The 21,768-nt window shown below is 73.2% G+C and carries 16 protein-coding genes; 7 read left to right on the forward strand and 9 right to left on the reverse strand.

What is annotated here, in order from left to right; all coding sequences use genetic code 11:
• Window positions 1-54: 54 nt before the first annotated feature.
• On the reverse strand, window positions 55-687 hold the full coding sequence (locus ACZ47G_RS13400; protein WP_465742000.1) for a mycothiol-dependent nitroreductase Rv2466c family protein: 633 nt from the start codon (window positions 685-687) through the stop codon (window positions 55-57).
• 226 nt (window positions 688-913) lie between these two features.
• On the opposite strand from ACZ47G_RS13400, the gene pepN reads away from it, so the two are divergent.
• Window positions 914-3,478: an aminopeptidase N gene (pepN, locus tag ACZ47G_RS13405; protein WP_465742002.1), complete on the forward strand. Its 2,565-nt coding sequence runs from the start codon at window positions 914-916 to the stop codon at window positions 3,476-3,478.
• Between the two features lie 103 nt (window positions 3,479-3,581).
• Here pepN and ACZ47G_RS13410 read toward each other — a convergent pair whose 3' ends face one another.
• From ACZ47G_RS13410 to ACZ47G_RS13425, 4 genes are all read right to left on the reverse strand, one after another.
• A complete protein-coding gene (locus ACZ47G_RS13410; RefSeq protein WP_465742004.1) occupies window positions 3,582-4,904 on the reverse strand; it encodes a glycoside hydrolase family 18 protein in 1,323 nt (440 codons plus the stop codon).
• A 165-nt stretch (window positions 4,905-5,069) separates the two neighbouring features.
• Window positions 5,070-7,730 carry an aconitate hydratase AcnA gene (gene acnA, locus ACZ47G_RS13415; protein WP_465742006.1) on the reverse strand — a complete coding sequence of 887 codons (2,661 nt, stop codon included), beginning with the start codon at window positions 7,728-7,730 and terminating at the stop codon, window positions 5,070-5,072.
• Window positions 7,731-7,952: 222 nt separating this feature from the next.
• Window positions 7,953-8,111, reverse strand: a complete 159-nt coding sequence (locus tag ACZ47G_RS13420) for a hypothetical protein (RefSeq protein WP_465742008.1) — start codon at window positions 8,109-8,111, stop codon at window positions 7,953-7,955.
• Window positions 8,108-9,154, reverse strand: coding sequence for a hypothetical protein (locus ACZ47G_RS13425; RefSeq protein WP_465742010.1), 1,047 nt, complete (start codon window positions 9,152-9,154; stop codon window positions 8,108-8,110). Before ACZ47G_RS13425 ends, ACZ47G_RS13420 begins: the two co-directional genes overlap by 4 nt.
• A gap of 30 nt (window positions 9,155-9,184) precedes the next feature.
• On the opposite strand from ACZ47G_RS13425, the gene ACZ47G_RS13430 reads away from it, so the two are divergent.
• From ACZ47G_RS13430 to ACZ47G_RS13450, 5 genes are all read left to right on the forward strand, one after another.
• Window positions 9,185-9,556 (forward strand): hypothetical protein, encoded by a 372-nt coding sequence (locus tag ACZ47G_RS13430; protein WP_465742012.1) that lies wholly within the window; start codon window positions 9,185-9,187, stop codon window positions 9,554-9,556.
• Window positions 9,557-9,676: 120 nt separating this feature from the next.
• On the forward strand, window positions 9,677-10,195 hold the full coding sequence (locus ACZ47G_RS13435; protein WP_465742013.1) for a SigE family RNA polymerase sigma factor: 519 nt from the start codon (window positions 9,677-9,679) through the stop codon (window positions 10,193-10,195).
• Window positions 10,196-10,219: 24 nt separating this feature from the next.
• Window positions 10,220-11,263 (forward strand): hypothetical protein, encoded by a 1,044-nt coding sequence (locus ACZ47G_RS13440; RefSeq protein ID WP_465742015.1) that lies wholly within the window; start codon window positions 10,220-10,222, stop codon window positions 11,261-11,263.
• A gap of 51 nt (window positions 11,264-11,314) precedes the next feature.
• Window positions 11,315-11,716 (forward strand): type II toxin-antitoxin system VapC family toxin, encoded by a 402-nt coding sequence (locus ACZ47G_RS13445; RefSeq protein ID WP_380461370.1) that lies wholly within the window; start codon window positions 11,315-11,317, stop codon window positions 11,714-11,716.
• Between the two features lie 128 nt (window positions 11,717-11,844).
• Window positions 11,845-12,378 (forward strand): superoxide dismutase family protein, encoded by a 534-nt coding sequence (locus ACZ47G_RS13450; RefSeq protein WP_465742017.1) that lies wholly within the window; start codon window positions 11,845-11,847, stop codon window positions 12,376-12,378.
• A 73-nt stretch (window positions 12,379-12,451) separates the two neighbouring features.
• Here the strand turns inward: ACZ47G_RS13450 and argF are convergent, their stop codons facing one another.
• The 3 genes from argF to ACZ47G_RS13465 all read right to left on the reverse strand — a co-directional run bounded on the left by argF (window position 12,452) and on the right by ACZ47G_RS13465 (window position 18,021).
• The gene (gene argF / locus ACZ47G_RS13455; protein ID WP_465742019.1) at window positions 12,452-13,453 is read right to left on the reverse strand and encodes an ornithine carbamoyltransferase; all 1,002 of its coding nucleotides are present in this window, start codon (window positions 13,451-13,453) and stop codon (window positions 12,452-12,454) included.
• A 234-nt stretch (window positions 13,454-13,687) separates the two neighbouring features.
• A complete protein-coding gene (locus ACZ47G_RS13460) occupies window positions 13,688-16,306 on the reverse strand; it encodes a polynucleotide kinase-phosphatase (protein ID WP_465742021.1) in 2,619 nt (872 codons plus the stop codon).
• The gene (locus ACZ47G_RS13465; protein WP_465742023.1) at window positions 16,303-18,021 is read right to left on the reverse strand and encodes a 3' terminal RNA ribose 2'-O-methyltransferase Hen1; all 1,719 of its coding nucleotides are present in this window, start codon (window positions 18,019-18,021) and stop codon (window positions 16,303-16,305) included. The genes ACZ47G_RS13460 and ACZ47G_RS13465 overlap by 4 nt, the downstream gene beginning before the upstream one ends.
• A 141-nt stretch (window positions 18,022-18,162) precedes the next feature.
• Here ACZ47G_RS13465 and dapD point away from each other — a divergent pair, with 141 nt between their 5' ends.
• Window positions 18,163-19,167 (forward strand): 2,3,4,5-tetrahydropyridine-2,6-dicarboxylate N-succinyltransferase, encoded by a 1,005-nt coding sequence (dapD, locus tag ACZ47G_RS13470; RefSeq protein ID WP_465742025.1) that lies wholly within the window; start codon window positions 18,163-18,165, stop codon window positions 19,165-19,167.
• 172 nt (window positions 19,168-19,339) lie between these two features.
• Here dapD and helR read toward each other — a convergent pair whose 3' ends face one another.
• Window positions 19,340-21,499, reverse strand: a complete 2,160-nt coding sequence (helR, locus tag ACZ47G_RS13475; protein WP_465742027.1) for an RNA polymerase recycling motor ATPase HelR — start codon at window positions 21,497-21,499, stop codon at window positions 19,340-19,342.
• Between the last annotated feature and the right edge of the window lie 269 nt (window positions 21,500-21,768).

Genomic DNA, 21,768 nt, shown 5'->3' on the forward strand with positions numbered 1-21,768 from the left:
GGCCCGGTACCTCGGTACCGGGCCCTTCCCCGTGCGTGGGTGCGCCGCGGGCCGTTACTCGAAGGACGGGCCCGCCGTACGGGTGCGCTTGATCTCGTAGAAGCCCGGGGTGGAGGCCACCAGCAGGGTGCCGTCCCACAGCCGGGCCGCGGCCTCGCCCTTCGGGGCCGGGGTGACCACCGGGCCGAAGAAGGCGACCCGCTCGCCGTCCACGCCCTCGACCGCGATCACCGGGGTGCCGACGTCCTCGCCGACCAGGGTGATGCCCTCCTTGTGGGAGGCGCGCAGGGCCTCGTCGTACGCGTCGGTGTCCGCCGCGTCCGCCAGGCCGGCCGGCAGGCCCGCGGCCACCAGGGCGGCCTCGATGGTCTCCCGGTTCTGCGGCAGGCCCTGGTTGTGGAAGCGCAGGCCCAGCTCGGTGTACAGCCGGCCCAGCACCTCCTCGCCGTGCTGCTGGGCGGCCGCGATGCACACCCGCACCGCGCCCCAGGCGTTGTCCAGCAGCTCGCGGTAGTTCTGCGGCAGGTCGCGGTGCTCGTTGAGCACCGCCAGGCTCATCACGTGCCAGTTCACGTCGACCGGGCGCAGCTGCTGGACCTCGATCAGCCAGCGGGACGTCATCCACGCCCACGGGCAGGCCGGGTCGAACCAGAAATCGGCGGTCTTGCGCTCAGCGGCAGTCGTCACTGGGTCTCGTCCTTCGTGAGGTGTTCCGAGGCAGCGGGGCATCGCCCCACCCGGTCCCAACACCCGCCGGAGGCCGCTGATTCCGGCCCGGACGCGGCGGCCTGTGCAATGGTACCGGCCGGGACCGGCGTGAAAGGATGCCCCCTGCGTGCGCGGCGCACACCGCACACGGAACCGCACCCCTCACACACGCACCACCGTGCGAGCCGGACAAAGGAGTACCGCCGTGCCGGGCAAGAACCTGAGCCGCGAGGAAGCGCAGCAGCGAGCCGGCGTCCTGGCCGTCGACGACTACCGGGTCCGGCTCGACCTGACCTCGGCCCCCGACCCGACGGCCGCGACCTTCCGCTCCACCACCACCGTCGCCTTCCGCTGCTCCCGGCCCGGCGCCGGCACCTTCCTCGACCTGCTCGCCCCGGCCGTCCGCTCGATCACCCTCAACGGCCGCGCCCTGGACCCGGCCACCGCCTACGACGGCGCCCGGGTGCACGTCGACGGACTGGCCGCCGAGAACGTCCTCACCGTCGAGGCGGACTGCGCCTACAGCCGCACCGGCGAGGGCCTGCACCGCTTCGTCGACCCGGCCGACGGCGAGACCTACCTCTACACCCACTACGAGCCGGCCGACGCCCGCCGGGTGTTCGCGAACTTCGAACAGCCCGACCTGAAGGCCCCGTTCACCTTCACGGTGACCGCCCCGGCGGCCTGGGACGTGCGCTCCAACGCCGTGCACAGCGGCGTGACCGAGGAGGACGGCGCCCGCACCTGGGAGTTCGCGCCGACCCAGCCGATCTCCACCTACCTCACCGCCGTGGTGGCCGGCCCGTACCACGTCGTCACCGACCGCTACAGCCACGAACTCGCCGACGGCACCACCCTGGAGATCCCGCTCTCCGCGCTGTGCCGCAAGTCGCTCGCCCCGCACTTCGACGCGGAGGAGATCCTCGGCGTCACCAAGCTCGGACTCGACTTCTTCCACGAGGAGTTCGACTTCCCGTACCCCTTCGGCAAGTACGACCAGGCCTTCGTCCCCGAGTACAACATCGGCGCGATGGAGAACCCGGGCTGCGTGACCTTCAAGGAGGAGTTCGTCTTCCGCTCGAAGGTCACCGACGCCGCCTACGAGGCCCGCGCGAACGTCGTGCTGCACGAGATGGCGCACATGTGGTTCGGCGACCTGGTCACCCCGCGCTGGTGGGACGACCTGTGGCTGAAGGAGTCCTTCGCCGACTTCATGGGCTCCTACGCGCTGATCGGCGCCCGCACCCGGTACTCCTCCGCCTGGGTCACCTTCGCCAACCAGCGCAAGGCCTGGGCCTACCGGCAGGACCAGTTCCCCACCACCCACCCGATCACCGCCGACATCCGCGACCTCGAGGACGCCAAGCTCAACTTCGACGGGATCACCTACGCCAAGGGCGCCTCCGTCCTCAAGCAGCTGGTGGCGTACGTCGGTTCGGAGGCCTTCTTCCAGGGCGCCCGCCGCTACTTCCAGCGGCACGCCTTCGGCAACACCGAACTGGGCGACCTGCTGGGCGTGCTGGAGGAGACCAGCGGGCGCGACCTGAAGAGCTGGGCCGCCGCCTGGCTGCAGACCGCCGGGGTCAACGCGCTCACCCCGCAGGTCACCACCGACGCCGAGGGCCGGATCACCGAACTGGCCGTGCTCCAGGACGGCGAGGTACTGCGCCCGCACCGGATCGCGGTCGGCCTGTACGACCGGGACGCCGACGGCGCCCTGGTGCGCACCGAGCGGATCGAGCTGGACGTCACCGGCGCCCGCACCGTCGTCGCCGGGGCCGTCGGCCGCCCGCGCCCGGCCCTGGTGCTGCTCAACGACGAGGACCTGACCTACTGCAAGATCCGCTTCGACGACGCCTCGCTGGAGACCCTGCGCACCGGCCTCGGCGAGATCCGCGACGAGCTGGCCCGGGCGCTCGCCTGGTCCGCGGTCTGGAACCTCACCCGGGACGGCCTGATGCCGGCCCGCGACTACGTCGCCCTGGTGCTGCGCTTCGCCGGCCAGGAGGGCAACATCGGCGTGCTGCAGTCGCTGCACGCCCAGTCCAGGACCGCCGTCGACCTGTACGCCGCCCCCGAGTGGCGCGCCGAGGGCGCCCGGCAGCTCGCCGACGGCGCCCTGCGCGAGCTGCGCGACGCCGTCCCCGGCAGCGACCACCAGCTCGCCTGGGCCCGCTTCCTGGCCCAGACCGCGGGCGGCGCCGAGCACCTCGGGCTGGTCCGCGGCCTGCTGGCCGGCAGCGCCCGGATCGACGGCCTGGAGGTCGACCAGGAGCTGCGCTGGTCGCTCTGGCTGGCGCTGGCCGCCGCCGGACAGGCCGGCGACGAGGAACTGGCCGGGGAGCTGGCCGCCGACAACACCGCGGGCGGCAAGCACCAGTACACCCAGTGCCTGGCCGCCCGGCCGACCCCGGAGGCCAAGGCCGCCGCCTGGTCGGCCGTGATCGACTCGGACGAGCTGCCGAGCGCCCTGGTCGAGGCCAACAGCGCGGGCTTCGCCATCCCCGCCCAGCGCGATCTGACCGCCCTCTACGCGGCGCCGTACTTCAAGCTGCTGGAGAAGGTCTGGGCCGAGCGGACCATCGAGATCGCGATGCGGATCGTCGGCGGGTTCTTCCCGATCGCCCAGACCGACGGGCACACCCTGGCCGAGGCGGACGCCTGGCTGGACGGCCACCCGCAGGCCGCGCCGGCGCTGCGCCGGCTGGTGCTGGAGCGCCGGGACGACCTGGCCCGGGCGCTGCGGGCGCAGGCCTGCGACCGGGTCTGACACCTCCGTGAAGGGCCCGCCGACCGCGTGTCGGCGGGCCCTCGCGCGTTCCCGGGGGCCGGGAGCGGGGGCCGGGAGCGGGGGCCGGGAGCGGGGGCGGGGTTCAGTCCCGGCGCAGGCCCCGGTCCAGGGCGGCGATCGCACTGCCCCGGGCGTCGTCGCCGTCCAGCGACCAGACCATCACCCCGGCCAGGTCGTTCCGGCGGGCGTAGCGGGCCTTCTGGGTGAGCACCTCGGCGGTGTCGTAGCTGTAGAAGGCGGTGCCGTCGTACTTCCAGGACGCGCCGTGGTCGCGGTCCAGGTACACCTTTCCGGGCAGCGCGTTGAGCTCCTGGTAGGAGTGGTCGGGCGCGGCGGCGGTGGCGCTCCGGTAGAGGCCGCCGCGCGTCCCGGGGGCGACGCCGGTCCAGCCGTGGCCGTAGAGCGGGGCGCCGAGGACGAGCTGCTCGGAGGGCAGGCCGCGCTCCTGGTAGTGGGTGACGGCGCTGTCCGCGCTGCGGCGGCGCGGGTCCGGGTCGGCCGGGTCGGAGTAGAGGTTGGCCTGGTGGTTCGCCGGGCCCTTGCCCTCCCAGGGGCCGTGCAGGTCGTAGGCCATCAGGTTGAGCCAGTCCACCGACCGGCTCAGCTGGGGCAGTTCGAGCCGGTCGGCGACGGTCTCGTTGGCGGCGACGGCGGCGGTGAGCAGGTAGTGCCGCCCGTTCTTGCCCTCGGCCGCGCTCAGCCGGTCCAGCTGGGTGCGGAACTCCCGCATCAGCAGGGTGTAGTTGTGCCCGTCCTCGGGGCGGACCACGTTGCCGGCGTCCCCGCCGCCGCCCGGGTACTCCCAGTCGATGTCGATGCCGTCGAAGACGCCGGCGGCCGCGCCCGCGCCGCCCTCCGGGGAGTCGGCCAGGACCGGCAGGTCGCCCTTGAGGTAGAGGTCGAGGCAGGAGGAGACGAACTTCTTGCGGGAGGCGTCGGTGGCGGCCGCGTCCGAGAAGTACTTGGACCAGCTCCAGCCGCCCAGCGAGATGACGGTGCGCAGCTGCGGGTTCTTCGCCTTGAGCTTGCGCAGCTGGTTGAAGTGGCCCTTGAGCCGCTGGTCCGGGGTGTCGGCCACGCCGTCGACGGACTCGGCGGCGGAGAAGGGGCGCTGGTAGTCGTCGCGGGCGTCGCCCTGGCCGGCGTCGTCGCTCGCGAAGCAGGTGCCGTCGGCGGAGACGTTGCCGAAGGCGTAGTCGACCACGGTGAGCTTGGCGGCCTGGCCGGAGTCCTGGACCCGCTTGGCGGAGCTGTCGGCGCCCCACTGGGTGAAGTAGCCGACCCGTTGGCCCTTCAGCTGGGGCCCGTGCCCGGGCCGGCCGTCGGCGGCGTGGGCGGTGGCGGGGGCCGCGAGCAGCGCGGCGGCGGTGGCGGCGGCGAGCAGGGCTGAGGTGCGAGTGGGCATACCGGACCTGTTCTCTGAAGCGGCGTCAAATGGTCTGGACCAGATGGCACAGAGGTTTAGTCCATGGGCCCGGGTGCGCACAAGGGGACGTCCGGGTCCGGCGCGGCATGCAAAAGGGGCCCGGACCGCGCAGTGCGGTCCGGGCCCCTCTCAGGGCGCTGGGACTCAGCCGATCAGCGAGCGCAGCACGTACTGCAGGATGCCGCCGTTGCGGTAGTAGTCCGCCTCACCGGGGGTGTCGATGCGGACGACCGCGTCGAACTCGATGCTGGTCCCGTTCGGGCCAACGGCCTTGACCTTGACGGTCTTGGGGGTGCGGCCCTCGTTGAGCTCGGTCACGCCGGTGAAGGAGAAGGTCTCCTCGCCGGTCAGGCCGAGGGACTCGGCGTTCTCGCCCTCCGGGAACTGCAGCGGCAGGACGCCCATGCCGATCAGGTTCGAGCGGTGGATGCGCTCGTAGGACTCGGCGATGACGGCCTTGACGCCGAGCAGCGCGGTGCCCTTGGCGGCCCAGTCGCGGGACGAGCCGGAGCCGTACTCCTTGCCCGCCAGGACGACCAGCGGGACGCCGGCGGCCTGGTAGTTCTGCGAGGCGTCGTAGATGAACGACACCGGGGCGTCGGCCTGGGTGAAGTCGCGGGTGTAGCCGCCCTCGGTGCCCGGCGCGATCTGGTTGCGCAGGCGGATGTTGGCGAAGGTGCCGCGGATCATGACCTCGTGGTTGCCACGGCGCGAGCCGTAGGAGTTGAAGTCACGCTTCTCGACGCCGTTGGCGGTCAGGTACTGCGCCGCCGGGGTGCCCGGCTTGATGTTGCCGGCCGGGGAGATGTGGTCGGTGGTGACCGAGTCGCCCAGCTTGGCCAGGACGCGGGCGCCGGCGATGTCGGTCACCGGGCTCGGGGTCTTGGCCATGCCCTCGAAGTACGGGGGCTTGCGGACGTAGGTGGACTCGGTGTCCCACTCGAAGGTGTTGCCGGTCGGGACCGGGAGCGACTGCCAGCGGTGGTCACCGGCGAAGACGTCCTGGTAGCCCTTGTCGAACATCGCCTCGTCGATGGAGCCGGCGACGGTGTCGGCGACCTCCTGCTCGGTCGGCCAGATGTCGGCGAGGAAGACGTCGTTGCCGTCGGCGTCCTGGCCCAGGGCGTCCCTGGTGATGTCGATGTTCATGTTGCCGGCGAGGGCGTAGGCGACCACCAGCGGCGGGGAGGCCAGGTAGTTCATCTTGACGTCCGGGTTGATCCGGCCCTCGAAGTTGCGGTTGCCGGAGAGCACCGAGACGACCGCGAGGTCGGACTCGTTGACGGCGGCCGAGACCTCCTCGGGCAGCGGGCCCGAGTTGCCGATGCAGGTGACGCAGCCGTAGCCGACCAGGTTGAAGCCCAGCTTCTCCATGTACGGGAGCAGGCCGGCCTTCTCGTAGTAGTCCATGACGACCTTGGAGCCGGGCGCCAGGGTGGTCTTGACCCAGGGCTTGACGTGCAGGCCCTTCTCCACGGCCTTCTTCGCCAGCAGGGCGGCGCCCAGCATGACGGAGGGGTTGGAGGTGTTGGTGCAGGAGGTGATCGAGGCGATCACGACCGCGCCGTTGTCGATCTCGTAGGTCGAGCCGTCGGGGGCGGTGACGGCGGTCGGCTTCGAGGCCTCGGCGGAGTAGGCCGGCAGCGCCTCGGCGAACCGCTCGGCGGCCTCGGCCAGGATCACGCGGTCCTGCGGGCGCTTCGGGCCGGAGATCGACGGGACGACGGTGGAGACGTCCAGCTCCAGGTACTCGGAGTAGACCGGCTCGACCGACGGGTCGTGCCAGAGGCCCTGCTCCTTGGCGTAGGCCTCGACCAGGGCGAGCTGCTGCTCGTCGCGGCCGGTCAGACGCAGGTAGTTGATGGTCTCGGCGTCGATCGGGAAGATCGCGCAGGTCGAACCGAACTCCGGCGACATGTTGCCGATGGTGGCGCGGTTGGCCAGCGGGATGGAGCCGATGCCGTCGCCGTAGAACTCGACGAACTTGCCGACCACACCGTGCTTGCGCAGCATCTCGGTGATGGTGAGCACCAGGTCGGTGGCGGTGGTGCCGGCCGGCAGCTCGCCGGTCAGCTTGAAGCCGACGACGCGCGGGATCAGCATGGAGACCGGCTGGCCGAGCATCGCGGCCTCGGCCTCGATGCCGCCGACGCCCCAGCCCAGCACGCCCAGGCCGTTGACCATGGTGGTGTGCGAGTCGGTGCCGACGCAGGTGTCGGGGTAGGCCTGGCCGCCCCGGACCATGACGGTGCGGGCCAGGTGCTCGATGTTCACCTGGTGGACGATGCCGGTGCCCGGCGGGACGACCTTGAACTCGTCGAAGGCGGTCTGGCCCCAGCGCAGGAACTGGTAGCGCTCCTTGTTGCGGCCGTACTCGATCTCGACGTTCTGGGTGAACGCGTCCTTGGTGCCGAACTTGTCGGCGATGACCGAGTGGTCGATGACCAGCTCGGCCGGGGCCAGCGGGTTGATCTTGGCCGGGTCGCCGCCCAGCTCCTTGACGGCCTCGCGCATGGTGGCCAGGTCGACCACGCAGGGCACGCCGGTGAAGTCCTGCATGATCACGCGCGCGGGCGTGAACTGGATCTCCTGGCTCGGCTGGGCGTTCTCGTCCCAGTTGCCGAGGGCGCGGATGTGGTCGGCGGTGATGTTGGCGCCGTCCTCCGTGCGGAGCAGGTTCTCCAGCAGCACCTTGAGGCTGTAGGGCAGCCGCTCGGAACCCTCGACGGCGGAGAGCTTGAAGATCTCGTACGACTCGTCGCCCACCTGCAGCGAGCTGCGGGCGTCGAAGCTGTTCGCGGACACGACTGACTCCTTCTGGGTGCTTCGTGCTATATCCGGCAGCCACGCGGTGGTAAGGTCAGCCTTACTTAGGCTTGCCTTGCCGCATCACCGGCGAGGCCTCTCGGCAAGTATCTTGATGTCGAGATATATCGTAAGGGGCAGTTATCTCGATGTCGAGATAAACCATAGTGCATGCGGCCGCCAGCACCACCGCAGGCATGCCCCGGCGGGCGGCGACGCAGGTCAGCGGCCGTCCGGACCGCGACGCTTGCGCTCCAGCCGGATCAGCCAGACCGCTCCCGCCACGATCGCCGCGGCCAGCAACAGCACCACCACGAGCTCACCGGCCGAACCGCCGGTCGGCGCCGGGGCGATGTCGGCCAGCAGGGCCGTCGTCCTCATACCTTCACCTCCTTTCGTCCGCTCCGCACCTGCTCCGGCCCCGGCGCCGGGCCGCGCTCCGCGCCCAGACCGAGCACCAGCGTCAGCAGCACCGGGAACTCCAGATACGCGTGGTAACTGGCCAGCGCCGCGTACACCGAGCGGCCCTGGGCGTAATCCACGGCGAACAACAGGGCCAGCAGCGCCCCCGCACCCGCCCCCAGCGCCCAGGCCCGCCCGCCCCGCAGACCCGGCACCCGGGCCTCGAAGCGCTCCGCCGCCTCCGGCGCGTACCGCGGCAGGAACCACACCCAGACCACGTAGTGCATCGTCTGCAGGAACGCGAACACCGCCAGGAAGCGCAGCCCCACCTGCGGCGTCAGCCAGCCCGGCGGGGTGTAGACCGCCGCCAGCCGGTCCGTCCAGCCCCCGGGGCGCTGGGACAGCGACCCGTCCAGCAGCCCGCTCAACAGCAGTCCCGGCACCAGCAGCACCCAGACGGACTGGAGCACCAGGAACGCCGCGCGCCCCCGGGCCAGCCTGCGCGACCACTCCACCAGGAACAGCAGCGGCACCACGTTGTGCAGGTGCGCCAGCACCACGAAGTGGTACGCCGGGAACGCCAGCGACGCCGCACCCGCACCCACCAGCCCCACCCCGGCCGCCGCCAGCGGCCACGGCCGGCCGCGCAGCCCGTACCAGCAGGCCGCCGCCAGCAGGCCGTACGCCAGCAGGATCTCCGCCGACTGGGACCACCGCGACGCCGGCAGCAGCCGGCACACCACGATCCCGGTCACCAGCGCCAGCAGCAGCCGCAGCAGCGGACCGGCCAGCACCGCGGCGAACCGCCCCGCCACGTAACGCAGCTCCAGCACGTTGTGCAGCAGCCCGAAGGCCGCCAGGCCCAGCACCGCCAGACCGGTCGGCGCGCGCAGCGCCAGCACCAGAGCCAGCACCGCCGACAACGCGAACCCCGCGAACGGCACCCCGCCCAGCCGGACCCCCGGACCGGGCGCCGGCCACGGCCCCGCCCCGGCACCAGCCCGGATCCCCGCGCTCGCCATGCTCCCCCTCCCCGTGGCACGATCCCCGCCGTGCGCTACCCGGTGGCCCTCGCCCTCACCCTGCTGACCGAGACACCCGTCTACACCGCCGCACTCGTCCGGATCGGACACGTGCGCCCCGGCCGGGCCGTCACGGCCGGCGTGCTCGTCAACCTGGTGACGCACCCGCTGCTCTGGTGGACCCTCCGGCACTGGACCGACGGGCCCGCCGCAGCGTACTGGAGCTGCTTCGCGCTCAGCGAGGCCGCGGTCTGCGCCGTCGAGGCACTGCTGCTGTGCCCGGCCGCCGGACTGCGCCCGCGCGACCCGCTGCCCTGGATCGCCTCCGGCACCGCCAACGCCACCTCACTCCTGGCCGGACTGCTCGCCGGGACGCTGCTCGGACCGTTGCTCGGAAGGTGAAACCCGTACCGGCGACGCCGTAACGCGGACGCCGGGCTCACGCGTCCAGTCGGGCACAGGGGGCGGGAACGCCCGCACAGGGGCGAGGACGCCCGGCACACGGGGCACGAGGGGACAGCGGTGATCGGGAAGAACCGACGGGCCGAGGAGAGGGCGGAGTTCGAGGGCTTCGCGCACAGCCGGGGGCAACGGCTCTTCCGCACCGCGCTGCTGCTGTGCGGCGACTGGCACCTCGCCGAGGACCTCACCCAGGTGACGCTCGCCAAGCTCTACGCCTCCTGGCCCAAGGTCCGCCGGGCCGACAACCAGGACGCCTACGCCCGCAGCACCCTGGTGCGCAGCTACCTCTCCCACCGGCGGCTGCGCCGCAACGGCGAACGACCCGCCCTCGGCGACCTGCCCGAAGGCATCGCACCCGGCGACGACCCGGCCCTGCGGATCACCCTGCTCAACGCGCTCGCCGAACTGCCGCCCCGGGACCGCGCGGTGCTCGTCCTGCGCTACTGGGAGGACCGCAGCGTCGAGGAGAGCGCGGCCGAACTGGGCGTCAGCGCGGGCGCGGTGCGCGCCCAGTCGCTGCGCGCCCTCAAGCGGCTGCGCGCGGTGCTCGGGCCGCAGGCCGCCGAACAGCTCGTCTGACCCCAGTCGGAAAGGAACCCGACCATGAACGAACCGGACGCGGACGGCGGAAAGCTGTCCGACGCCTTCGAACGGGCGGTCAGCGGCCTCGGCCCCGACCTCGGCCCGCTGATCGCCGCCGGTGCCCGGCAGGGCCGCTCGATCCGCCGCCGACGCCGGCTGACCATCGCCGGCGCCGTCACCACGGTGGCCGCACTCGCCGTCGGCGGCACCGTCGCACTACGGACGGACCACGGCACCCCGGCCGCGGCCGCGGCGGCCACCGCCTCCTCCCCCGCTTCCCAGGGCCCGACCGCCTCCCCCACCGCACCGTCCCCGAGCGGGCGCTTCCCCCAGCCGCTCCAGTACTCGGACGAGACCACCGAGAAGCCCCTGCCGGGCAGCGGCCCCCACACCGGCAAGGTGGTCCTGACCGGCCGCGCCGCGCTGGCCGCCCTGACCCGGGCACTGCCCCCCGGCGGACGGACCTCGGGCTACGCCGGCCACTCCTCGCTGATCAAGTCCAACGCCGCGGACCCCGGAAGCGCCCTGGTCATGGCCACCACGCTGTACGACGACGGCGCCGGCCCGGCCGACGTCCGGATCATGATCGAGGGAGGCCTCGGCAACCTCATCCGGCGCACCGCCCACCCCAACCTGGACGACCTGATGGGCTGCGCCGTGATCAACCGGGGCGGCCAGTACCACTACTGCTCCGACACCGACCTCCCGGACGGCAGCCGACTGCTGCTCACCGAACGGACGGTGGGAGACGTCCTCTCCCGCGAGGCCAGCCTGCTGCGCCCCGACCAGGCCAGGGTGACGGTCAGCGCCATCAACACGGCTCCGGTCGCCGGCTACGCCAAGGTCCAGGTGGTCCGGGACGGGCTGCCGCTCAGCCTCGACCAGCTGAAGGCCGCCGCGATGTCCCCCGAGCTGAAGGAGTGGATCACCCCCGAGGAGGCGGAACAGGCCGAGCGGACGATCCGGCCGTTCCACGACGACTCACCGGGCAACACCCCGTCCGCCACGGCCACCCCGGCCGCCCCAGCCACCCTGGCCGCCCCGCAGCCCGGCTCCACCAGGTGAGGACCGGCCGGGTACGGTGGCCGCTGTGGTGACGGGCAGAGGGGGCCGACGATGATCGTGGTGGACGCGTCCGCGCTGGTACTGGCGCTCGCCGACCGGGGCCCGCGCGGGGACCGCGCCCGGGCCGAACTCGCCGCCGACGACGACTGGACGGCGCCCGAGCACCTGGTGATCGAGGTGATGCAGTCGCTGCGCGGCCTCCACCTGGCCAAGGAGCTGACCGCCCAGCGGGTCGCCGAACTCACCGTCGAACTGGCCGCGGTGACCTTCCGCAAGGTCGAGGTGGCACCGCTGCTCGGCCGGATCTGGGAACTCAAGGACAACCTGACCCCGGACGACGCCGCGTACGTCGCCGTCGCCGAGCGCTACGGGGCGCCGCTGGTCACCGGCGACCTGCGGCTGATGCGGGCCAGCGGGCCGCGCTGCGAGATCCGCGGGATCCCGCGCGACTGAGACCGACCGGCACATGGTGGGCGGCGGCACGACGCCGCCCACCATGTGCCGGTCGGTCTGAGTGTCCACCGGCGGCCGGCGGCGTTGAGCAGGGTGACCGTCGCCCCGCCCGTGGAAGGCCCGCACCGATGCCCGCTCCGTTCGCCGCCGCCCTGCTGCCGCTGGCCCTGCTCGTCCCCGCCGCCTCGCCGGTCTCCGTGCAGGAGGCCGCCTTCGACCCGGCGACGGCCTTCGTCCCGCCGACCGCGATCAGCTACGCCGACGACCTGGTGCCGTACGGCTCGCACGCCCGGATCGTCACCGACCGCTCGGAGCCCGGGCGGACGGTGCTCACCATGACGGTGGCCGGGCTCGCCCCCGACCACGAGTTCCCGGCGCACCTGCACACCGGCGACTGCGGGGCCGACCCGGCCGCCTCCGGGCCGCACTACCAGGACGTGGTCGACCCGGTGCAGCCGTCCACCGACCCGGCCTACGCCAACGACCGCAACGAACTGCGGCTGGTGCTGCGCACCGACGGGCAGGGCCGGGGCACCGCCACGGCCGTCGTCGACTGGCAGCCGCGGCCCGGCGAGGCCCGCTCGCTGGTGCTGCACGCGGGCACCCCGGCCGGTCCGCACGCGGCGGGCGACCGGGTGGGCTGCGTCAAGCTGGCGCGGTAGCCCGTCCGGTCGTCCGGTCGTCCTCGGGAGGCGGCGCGGTGGTCCGCGTCGGGAGGCGGCGCGGTGGCCCGCGTCAGGAACCGAGGGTGGCGACCAGGACCGCCTTGATGGTGTGCAGCCGGTTCTCCGCCTGGTCGAACACGATGGAGTGCGCCGACTCGAACAGATCGTCGGTGCACTCCAGTTCGGTCATGCCGGTCGCCTCGTGCATCTGCCGTCCGACCACCGTGCCGAGGTCGTGGAAGGCCGGCAGGCAGTGCAGGAACTTCACGTCCGGGTTGCCGGTGGCCCGGACGGTGTCCATGGACACCTGGTACGGCTTGAGCAGCGCGATCCGCTCGGCCCACACCTCCTTGGGCTCGCCCATCGAGACCCAGACGTCGGTGTAGAGGAAGTCGGCGCCGGCCACGCCCTGGGCCACGTCCTCAGTGAGGGTGATCCGGGCGCCGGTGCTCTCGGCCAGCGCCTGCGCCGCCTTCCGCACCTCCTCGGCCGGCCAGAGGGCCCGCGGGGCGACGATCCGGATGTCCATGCCGAGCAGCGCGCCGGTGACCAGCAGCGAGTTGCCCATGTTGGAGCGGGCGTCGCCGAGGTAGGCGAGGGCGACGTCGGTCAGCGGCTTGGTGGTGTGCTCGGTCATCGTGAGCACGTCCGCCAGCATCTGGGTGGGGTGCCACTCGTCGGTCAGGCCGTTCCAGACCGGGACGCCGGCGTACTCGGCCAGCTCCTCGACGATCTCCTGGCCGTGGCCGCGGTACTCGATGCCGTCGAACATCCGGCCGAGCACCCGGGCGGTGTCCTTGACCGACTCCTTGTGGCCGATCTGCGAGCCGGACGGGTCCAGGTAGGTGGTGAGGGCGCCCTGGTCGTGGGCGGCGACCTCGAAGGCGCAGCGGGTCCGGGTGGAGGTCTTCTCGAAGATCAGCGCGATGTTCTTGCCGCGCAGCCGGGGCTGCTCGGTGCCCGCGTACTTGGCCGCCTTGAGCCCGGCCGCGAGGTCCACCAGGAAGCGGAACTCCTGGGGCGTGAAGTCGAGCTCCTTGAGGAAGTGCCTGTTCCGGAGGTTGAAGGCCATGCCGGGCTCCTGGGGTGACGGTACTGGTGGTACGTGCGGTACTTGCCGGAAAGCGGCAAGTGTATACGACGCCCGGAATTTCTATACAGAATAGTGATGACGAAGGGGGAGCCCCGAGCGGGACTCCCCCTTCATCACCCGTGCCCGGCGGCGTTCGTCACCCGTGCCCGGCGACGCTCGGCACCCGTGCCCGGCGGCGTTGGCGACGCGTGCCCGCCGAAGCGGGCCGGGCGGTCACAGGCGCGGGTCGACCGGCTCCGACTCCAGCGCGAGCACCGCGAACACCGGCTCGTGCACCCGCCACAGCGGCTCCCCCGCCGCCAGCCGGTCCAGCGCTTCCAAGCCCAGCGCGTACTCGCGCAGCGCCAGCGAACGCTTGTGGCCCAGCGAACGCATCCGCAGCCGCTCCAGGTGCTCGGTGTAGTCCGGACCGTAGACGATCCGCAGGTACTCCCGGCCGCGGACCTTCACCCCCGGCTGCACCAGGCCGCCCGGACGGCCCTCGCCGCGCGCCGTCCGCACCACCGAGGCCAGCGGCTTGACCACCATGCCCTCGCCGCCCGCCGCCGTCAGGTCCTCCCACCAGGCGGTCGCGGCGGCCAACGAGGCCTCGTCCTCGACGTCCACCAGGACCCGGCCGGTGCGGTGCAGCACGGGGGCCGCCGGGTCGTCGGCCTCCACCAGGCGGTCGATCCGGGCCAGGTGCTCGTCGTGCGGGCGCACCGCGAGGTTCGCCCCCTCGGCGGCCAGCAGCTGGAACGGCGCGAGCCGGATGCCCGACAGCCCCTCCGTCGGCCAGCAGTAGCGCCGGTACGCCTCGGTGAACGCCCGCGCGTCGGCGACGCGGCGGCGCTGGCGGGAGGTCAGCTCCCCGAGCTCCAGCCCGCGCGCGGCCGCCTGCTCCAGTGCGGACAGCACCTCCGGCAGGGCGGCGCCGGCCGCCGCGCCGACCGCGGCGTACTGGCGGCGCAGCAGCTCCACCGCCTTCAGCGACCACGGCATGAACTCGGCGTCCAGCAGCAGCCAGTCGGTACCCAACTCCTCGAACAGGCCCGCCCGTTCGGCTGCGGACCGGACCCTGCCGAGCACCGCGGCGGTCAGCTCCTCGTCGTCCAGGAAGGCCCGTCCGGTCCGGGTCCAGATCGCGCCCGGGCCCGCGAGCCCGAAGCGCCGCTCCAACGCGGTGCCGTCCCGGGCCACCAGCAGCACCGCGCGCGAGCCCATGTGCTTCTCCTCGCACACCAGGTGCCGCACGCCGTCCGCGCGGTAGGCGAAGAAGGCCTCCTCCGGATGCTCCAGATACCCCTCCCGGCGGGACGTCGGGCTCGGCGCCATCGTCGGCGGCAGGTAGGCGAGCAGCCGTGGGTCCAGCGCGAAGCGGCTCATCACCTCCAGCGCGGCCGTCGCGTTCTCCTCCCGGACGGTGACCCGCCCGAGCAGACCGGTCTCCACCGTCCGGCGCCCGGCCACGTCCGCGAGGTCCAGCGGACGGCCCTCGCGGGCCCCCGGCGCGGCGGTGATCAGCGGACGCGCCGGGGCGTACCACTCCCGCTCCGCCTCGACGCTCACCAGCTCGCGCTCCGGGTAGCGCAGCGCGGTCAAGCTGCCGCCGAACACGCAGCCGGTGTCCACGCAGATGGTGTTGTTGACGAAGCTCGCGCTCGGCACCGGCGTGTGGCCGTAGACCACCAGCGCCCGGCCGCGGTACTCCTCCGCCCACGGGTAGCGCACCGGCAGACCGTACTCGTCGGTCTCGCCGGTGGTCTCCCCGTAGAGCGCGTGCGAGCGCACCCGGCCGGAGTTGCGGCCGTGGTACCGCTCCGGCAGGCCGGCGTGGCAGACCACCAGGGCCCCGCCGTCCAGCAGGTAGTGGCTGACCAGGCCGCGCATGAAGGCGCGCACCTCGGCCCTGAACTCCTCGGACTCCCCGCCCAGTTGGTCCAGCGACTCCTGGAGGCCGTGCGAGACGGTGACCTTCTTGCCGTCCATCGCCCGGCCGAGCTTGTTCTCGTGGTTGCCCGGCACGCAGATCGCGTGGCCGGCCGCCACCATGCCCATCACCAGGCGCAGCACGCCCGGGGTGTCCGGGCCGCGGTCGACCAGGTCGCCGACGAACACGGCGGTACGGCCCGCGGGGTGGACGGCGTCCACCGGGCGGCCCTCGGCGTCCCGGGTGAGGGAGTAGCCGAGCCGGGTCAGCAGCGTCTCCAGCTCGGAACGGCAGCCGTGGATGTCACCGACGATGTCGAACGGGCCGGCGAGGTGGCGCAGGTCGTTGTAGCGCCTCTCCAGCTCGATCCCGGCCGCCGCCACCTCCGCCTCGCCGCGCAGCACGTGCACCTTGCGGAAGCCCTCGCGCTCCAGGCCCTTGAGCGACCGGCGCAGTTCGCGGTGCTGGCGCGGCACGACGTGGGCGGGCAGCTGGCGGTCCGGGCGGGAGCGGTTGCGCTCGGCGCACACGCCCGGCGGGACGTCCAGCACGATCGCGATCGGCAGCACGTCGTGGGCACGGGCGATCGCCACCAACTGGCGGCGGGCCTCCGGCTGGACGTTGGTGGCGTCCACCACGGTGAGGCGGCCGGCCGCGAGGCGCTTGCCGACGATGTAGTGCAGGAGGTCGAAGGCCTCGGCGGACGCCGACTGGTCGTTCTCGTCGTCGGCCACCAAGCCGCGGCAGAAGTCGGAGGAGACCACCTGGGTGGGCAGGAAGTGGCGGCGGGCGAAGGTGGACTTGCCCGCGCCGCTGGTGCCGATCAGGACGACCAGGGAGACGTCGGTGACCGGGAGGCGGCGGGGGGCGGGCGGGCTCCCGGGCTGGGCCGGGGCGGGGTCGCGGGTCGCGTCGTCGGTCATCGGGTCGCGCCTCCCTCGGGTGTGGTGGTGGTCTCGGGCGTCGTGTCGGTGGTGGTGCCGGGGTCGGTGGTGGCGCCGGGGTCGGGATTGGTGCCGGGGTCGGGATTGGTGCCGGGGTTGGTGCCGGGGTCGGGGTTGGTGCCGGGGTCGGGGTTGGTGCCGGGGTCGGGATTGGTGCCGGGGTTGGTGCCGGGGTCGGGGTTGGTGCCGGGGTCGGGGTTGGTGCCGGGGTCGATGCGGAACAGGGCGAGCTGGGTCGGCGGGCCGACCTCCGGGTCCTCCGGCCCGACCGGGCGCAGCTCCACCGTGTAGCCGTACCCCGCCGCGACCTTCTCCGCCCAGGCGCCGAACTCGGCGCGGGACCACTCGAAACGGTGGTCGGCGTGCCGGGCACGGCCCGCCGGCAGGGTCTCCCAGCGGACGTTGTACTCGACGTTGGGTGTGGTGACCACCACCGCCTTCGGCCGGGCCGCGCCGAACACCGCGTACTCCAGCGCGGGCAGCCGCGGCAGGTCCAGGTGCTCGATCACCTCGCACAGCACCGCCGCGTCGTAGCCCTTCAGCCGGGCATCGGTGTACGTCAGCGCACCCTGCGCCAGCGTCACCCGGGCCGCCTGCCGCTCGGGCAACCGCTCCAGGCGCAGCTTGCGGTTCGCCGCCTGGAGCGCCCGTGCCGACACGTCCACGCCGAGGATGCCGGTGAACCGGGCGTCCTTCAGCAGCTCGCCGATCAACTCGCCCTGGCCGCAGCCGAGGTCGGCGACCCGGGCCGCGCCGGTGTCACGCAGGGCGGTGAGGATCGCGGCGCGGCGCTGCTCGGCGAGGGACGGCGGGCGGGGCTCGGTGTGCTCGGCGGTGTCGACGGTCTCCTCGTCCGGCCGGTCGTCGACCGCGTTGTCGATCTCCTCCACCTCGCGGTCGTCCGCCTCCGCCAGCCGGGCCAGCTCCAGACGCTCCATCGCGGCCCGGGTCAGCGACCAGCGGCGGGACAGGTAGCGCCGGACGATCAGGGCGCGCTCGGGGTGGGCCGCCAGCCAGCCCTCACCGGCGGCGAGCAGCTTGTCCACCTCGTCCGGGGCCACCCAGTAGTGCTTCGCACCGTCCAGCACCGGCAGCAGGACGTACAGCTGCTGCAGCGCGTCGGCCAGCCGCACCGTCTCGGAGGCGAGCACCACCCGCACGTAACGGGACTCGCCCCACTCCGGGAACGCCTCGTCCAGCGGGACCGCCGACGCCTCCACCCGCCAGCCCAGCGGCTCGAACAGTCGGGCCACCATGGCCGGGCCGCCACCCTCGCCCGCACCGTTCGCGGGCACCGCCGGCAGCTTGATCCGCAACGGGCGGAGCAGCCCCGGCAGTTCCGGGCGGGCCGGGCAGTCGCCCTTCATCGCGGACCGGAACACCGTCCGCAGCGCCACCGCGAGCAGCGAGGACGCGGCGTACGGACGGTCGTTGACGTACTGCGAGAGCGCGAAGTCGGGCGAACCGCCCCGCCCCCGGCCGCTGCCCCGGCCCTTGCGGACCAGGGCGATCGGGTCGATGTCCAGCAGCAGCGCCGCCGTGCAGACCTCGTCCCCCGCCGCGGGGTAGAAGACGTGAGCCTCGCCGTGGGATGTCGTGAACCGCTGGACCTTGCCGGGGTGCTTGTGCAGCAGGAACCCGAGATCCGTCGCCGGGCTCTCGGCGCTGCCGGTAGTGGAAATCGACATGAACACCCGGCCGAGTATCGCCCAGCGAGAGGCGTCCGAGCACCGCAATTTCCGGCCCGCTGGGCGGCCGGCCCGCGGGTCCGTCCGCCGCGTCCGGACCCTGGGCGTGTTCGGCAGCGGGGCCCCGCATTGGTTAACGTGCACCGTGTGACTGCTGAATCCACCTCGCTCGAATCCACCTCCCCGGCGAACGGCGCCGTGGCCGCCGGTCTGGCCACCATCGCCGCCGACGGCACCGTCCTCGACACCTGGTACCCCGCCCCCGCGCTGGCCACCGAGCCCGGCCCGGCCGGCACCGTGCGCCTGACCGCCGAGCAGGCCGAGGCCGAGCTCGGCGCCGGCGCGGCCGACGCCCGGCGCGCCGACGCCCGCCGCGGCGTCGAGGTGGTCGCCGTGCGCACCACCATCGCCTCGCTGGACGAGAAGCCGCTCGACACCCACGACCTGTACCTGCGCCTGCACCTGCTCAGCCACCGCCTGGTCCAGCCGCACGGCCAGAACCTGGACGGCATCTTCGGACTGCTCGCCAACGTCGCGTGGACCAGCATCGGCCCCGTCCCGGTGGACAAGGTCGAGCAGGCCCGCCTCGCCGTCCGCGCCCAGGGCGGCCAGCTGGCCGTCTACGGGATCGACAAGTTCCCGCGGATGACCGACTACGTCGCCCCGACCGGCGTGCGCATCGCCCACGCCGACCGCGTCCGGCTCGGCGCTCACCTCGCGGCCGGCACCACCGTGATGCACGAGGGCTTCGTCAACTTCAACGCCGGCACCCTCGGCACCTCGATGGTCGAGGGCCGGATCAGCGCGGGCGTCGTCGTCGGCGACCACAGCGACATCGGCGGCGGCGCCTCGATCATGGGCACCCTCTCCGGCGGCGGCAAGCAGGTCGTCTCGGTCGGCGAGCGCTGCCTGCTCGGCGCCAACGCCGGCATCGGCATCTCGCTCGGCAACGACTGCGTCGTCGAGGCCGGCCTGTACGTCACCGCCGGCACCCGGGTCACCACCCCGGCCGGCAGCGTGGCCAAGGCCGTCGAGCTGTCCGGCCAGGACAACCTGCTGTTCCGCCGCAACTCGCAGACCGGCGCGGTCGAGGTCATCGCCCGCTCCGGCTCCTGGGGCGGCCTGAACGCGGACCTGCACGCCCACAACTGACGTACGGGCCAAGGCCCTTGGGCCTGGCGGCCAGCTGAGGCCGGTTGAAGCCGGTCGAAGCCGGTCGAAGCCGGTTGAAGCCGGTCGAGACCGCAAGGACGACAGGGGCCACAGGGACGACGGGGTCCGGCGCACACATGCGCCGGACCCCCGTCCGTCGGCAGGCGGTGCCTCAGCGGCTCCGCAGGACGACGAGCTGCCGGGTCGCCCTGGTCATCGCCACATAGCGGTCGACCGCCCCCTCCACGCCCTCGCCGAACGCCTCCGGATCGACCAGCACGACCAGGTCGAACTCCAGGCCCTTGGCCAGCTCCGGGGTCAGTGAACGGACCCGCGGCCGCTCCCGGAAGCCCGGATCGCCGATGACGCAGGCGACGCCCTCGTCGTGCTCGGCGAGCCAGCCGTCCACGACCGACGCCAGCTCCGCCACCGAACCGTGCCGGACCGGAATGCCGCTGCTGCGCACCGAGGTCGGCACGTTGGCGTCCGGCAGCGCCGCCCGGATGGCCGGCTCGGCCTCCGCCATCACCTCCTCCGGCGTGCGGTAGTTGATGCTCAGCGAGGCCATGGCGGTGCGGTCGAAGCCGGCCCGGTCGAGCCGCTCCTGCCACGACTCCGCGAAGCCGTGCCTGGCCTGGGCGCGGTCCCCGACGATGGTGAAGCTCCGGGACGGACAGCGCAGCAGCAGCATCTGCCACTGCGCGTCGGTCAGTTCCTGGGCCTCGTCCACCACGATGTGGGCGAACGGGCCGGCCAGCGGCTCCGCGTCGGCGCCGTCCAGCGCGTCCTCGTCGACCAGGGTGTCCTGGAGGTCACGGCCGCGCAGCATCGTCACCACGCCCTCGCCGTCGTCGTCGGCCTGGATCAGGTCGCCGATCACCTCCGCCATCCGCTCTCGCTCGGCGGCCACCGACGCCCGGTGGCGCTGACGGCGCAGCGTCGCCCCGCGGTCCCCCAGCCGCTGCCGGGCCGCGTCCAGCAGCGGCAGGTCGGAGACCGTCCAGGCCTGCGGGGCGTGCTTGCGCTGGAGCGTGCGGACCTCCTCCGGGGCCAGGTGCGGCGCGCACATCCGCAGGTAGGCGGGCACCGACCAGAGGTCGCCGACCAGGTCGGTCGGCTCCAGCAGCGGCCAGGCCCGGTTCAGCGCCTCGACCAGCTCGCGGTCCTGCCGCAGCGAGCGCCGGAACAGCTCGAGCGGGACCTCCTCCTCGCCCTGCTCCAGCTTGTCCAGCAGGATCGCGGCCAGCTCGTCCCAGATCTGCTCGCGCGCCTCGTTGTGCGGGGTGCCCGGGTCCGGCGCGTCGAAGGCCTCGGACCAGTCCCCGGCGCTCACCCAGAGGTCCGCCCAGGGGGTGCTGACCAGCAACCCCTCGGTCGGCGGCTCCTCGTAGAACCGGACGGCCTTCTCGATCGCCCGCACCAGCTCCACCGAGGACTTCAGCCGCGCCACCTCCGGATCGGCCTCCTCCACCGCCGCCGCACCCTCGGGCACCAAGTCCCGCAGGGTGCAGGTGCGCACCCCCTCCTCGCCGAGGCTGGGCAGAACGTCGGCGACGTAGTTCAGGTACGGCTGGTGCGGGCCCACGAACAGCACACCGCCGCGCCGGTGGCCGAGCCGGGGATCGGAGTACAGCAGGTAGGCGGAGCGGTGCAGGGCGACCACGGTCTTGCCGGTGCCGGGACCGCCGTCGACCACCAGGGCACCGCGCGAGCCGGCCCGGATGATCGCGTCCTGGTCGGCCTGGATGGTGGCGAGCACGTCCCGCATCCGGGCCGAGCGGTTGCCGCCCAGGCTGGCGATGAACGCCGACTGGTCGTCCAGCGCGGCGTGCCCGGCCAGGCCCTCGGCGGTGAACACCTCGTCCCAGTAGTCGGTGATCCGGCCGCGGGTCCAGCGGTAGCGACGGCGGCTCGCCAGGCCCATCGGATCACCGTGGGTCGCCGCGAAGAACGGCTCGGCGGCGGGCGAACGCCAGTCGACCAGCAGCCGCCGGCCCTCGCTGTCGGTCAGCCCGAGCCGGCCCACGTACAGCGGCTCGCCGTCCTCCGCGGTCACGATCCGCCCGAGGCAGAGGTCCAGGCCGTAACGGCGCAGGGCGCGCAGCCGACCGCTCAGCCGGTGCACCTCGATGTCCCGGTCCATCGCCGCCTGCCCGGCCCCGCCCGGGGCGCGGCGCACGGTGTCGAGCTGCTCGGAGAGTTCGGCGATCGCCCGCTCCAGGCTCTCCGCGATCGCCGCGAAGTGCCGCTCGTCGGCCGCGACGAGCGCGGGGTCGGCCTTGGCGGACAGCCGCTCGGGGAGGTCGAAAGCGCTGGTGGTCAGGGGGGTCATGGCATCAGCTCCGATCTGAGGCCTGCGATTGTGCGCCACCATGGGGGCCTTGCCGCAAGGCCCCCGGTGCGTTATACGTTGAGAGTGGCAAGGGGTGGGTTCCTCCCCCTTCCGCCCTCCCCCTCCCTCTGGGCCTTCGCTCTGCTCGTTGGGGCCCCGGGGGGGGGGGGGGGGGGGGGGGGGGGGGGGAAAGAAGGGGGGGGGGGGGGGGGAAAGAAAACAACAGAGAAGAGGGAGGAGCAAGAAGGGGGGGGTGAAGGGGGGGGAAG

The organism is Kitasatospora sp. NPDC030952, from assembly GCF_055571335.1.